Genomic DNA, 2,071 nt, shown 5'->3' on the forward strand with positions numbered 1-2,071 from the left:
CCCCCCCCCCCTTTTTGCGTTTACGGGCAACATTTCTTATGCAATTAAATCAATTTAATCATCCACCGCTGAATATAGACGTTCACCGTTCTTTGGTCGGTTCTCTGTTCTCAATGGACTAATATTTGCTTTAGCGCACTGCTGCGCTTGTCCTGTTTTTACACGGGTCGTTTTATTGATTGTGACGGAAGGACTCACATGGCAGATGTTCATGAGCTGCTTGATACTTGGATTGCCAATGTCAAGGACGAGGAGCTCCTCGCTGAGCTCAACACGATGAAGGAGCAGGGTGATGAGGACGCCATCACCGACGCTTTCTTCCAGGATCTCGCCTTCGGTACTGCCGGTCTTCGCGGCACTATCGGTGCGGGCACTAACCGTATGAATATCTATACGGTCGGTCGTGCGACCCAGGGATTCGCTGACTACCTCAATGCGACCTTTGAGCATCCGACGGTCGCCATCGCTCGCGATAGCCGCAATAAAGGTGAGCTGTTCGTTAAGACTACGGCTGCCATTCTTGCAGCAAACGGCGTGACTGCCCTCGTGTATCCCAAGATTTCTCCTGTGCCGACGCTCTCCTGGGCCGTCCGTGATCTTAAGTGCTCCGGTGGCATTTGCATGACCGCTAGCCATAACCCAGCGCCGTATAACGGCTATAAGGCCTATGGCCCCGATGGCTGCCAGATCACCAGCGAGGCCGCCGATGCAATTTCTAAGGCTATCGCCGAGACCGATACATTCACCGGCGTGAAGTCCATGGACTTTGATGAGGCTCTTGAGCAGGGTCTGGTTAAATGGATCGACGACTCGTGCCTCGAGCGTTATTACGACGCCGTTCTCGCGCGCGGCGTGACTAACCTTTCTGCCGAGGAGATCGCTGGCGCTCCGCTTAAGCTCGTCTACACTCCGCTCAACGGCACCGGCCTCATTCCCGTTACTACGGTGCTCGAGCGCGCTGGCATCACCGATGTCACGGTTGTTCCCGAGCAGAAGGAGCCTAACGGCGATTTCCCGACCTGCCCGTATCCTAACCCCGAGATCCGTCAGGCCATGCAGAAGGGCATCGATCTCTGCGAGCAGGTTCACCCTGATTTGCTGCTTGCAACCGATCCCGACGCCGACCGTGTTGGCGTTGCCGTTAAAAATGGCGATGACTATCTGCTGCTGACCGGTAACGAGATGGGCGTCCTGCTGCTCGACTATATCTGCAAGACCCGTGCTGCCCGCGGTGAGGACCTCACTAAGAAGGTTGCCGTTACTACTATCGTTTCTTCCGCCATGGTTGACGCTCTGGCCGACGAGTACGGTTTTGAGCTTCGCCGCTGCCTGACGGGCTTCAAGTACATCGGCGACATCATTACTTCTCTTTCCGATGCTGGCGAGGTCGATCGCTTTATCTTCGGTTTCGAGGAGAGCTACGGTTATCTGGCTGGTGATCACGTGCGCGACAAGGACGCCGTGAGCACTTCGCTGCTGATTTGCCAGATGGCTCAGTATTACAAGCTGCAGGGTAAGAACCTCGCCGACGCGATGCACGAGCTGTACGAGAAGTATGGCTACTACCACAATAAGACGATTTCGCTGAGCTATCCGGGTGCTGAGGGTGCGGCAAAGATGGCCGGCATCATGGCCGGTCTGCGCGAGAACCCGCCCGCGGAGCTCGCCGGTTCCAAGATTGAAGCCGTCGTGGACTACAACACCTGCGTGAACGGCCTGCCGAAGGCTAATGTCATTGAGTTCGATCTCGAGGGTGGCAACAAGGGTATCGTCCGTCCTTCCGGCACCGAGCCCAAGATCAAGCTGTATATCTTTGCCAAGGGCGCGGATGCCGCCGAAGCTGATGCAGCACTTGACGCGATTGAAGAGTCCGGTCGCAAGCTGCTGGCATAAGGTATTTAAGAGTCTATTACTGTAGATAGGCGAAAGAGGGGATCTCGGAAACGAGGTCCCCTCTTATATTTACCCAGCCAGCCGAGAGTCCTTATATGTGTAGGAAATGTGTACGCCCAGATTCCCGCCCCCGGCGCCCCTCCGGTCTGGCAATATATCTCCTTGCCGCGCGGCCCGG

1 protein-coding gene is annotated in these 2,071 nt (G+C 55.9%); it reads left to right on the forward strand.

Going from position 1 to position 2,071, the window contains the following annotated elements:
• Nucleotides 1-198: 198 nt before the first annotated feature.
• Nucleotides 199-1,893, forward strand: a complete 1,695-nt coding sequence (locus DW870_RS09185) for a phospho-sugar mutase (protein ID WP_006235592.1) — start codon at nt 199-201, stop codon at nt 1,891-1,893.
• Nucleotides 1,894-2,071: the final 178 nt, after the last annotated feature.

It is taken from the genome of Collinsella sp. AM38-1BH (assembly GCF_003467545.1).
Classification (GTDB): Bacteria; Actinomycetota; Coriobacteriia; order Coriobacteriales; family Coriobacteriaceae; genus Collinsella.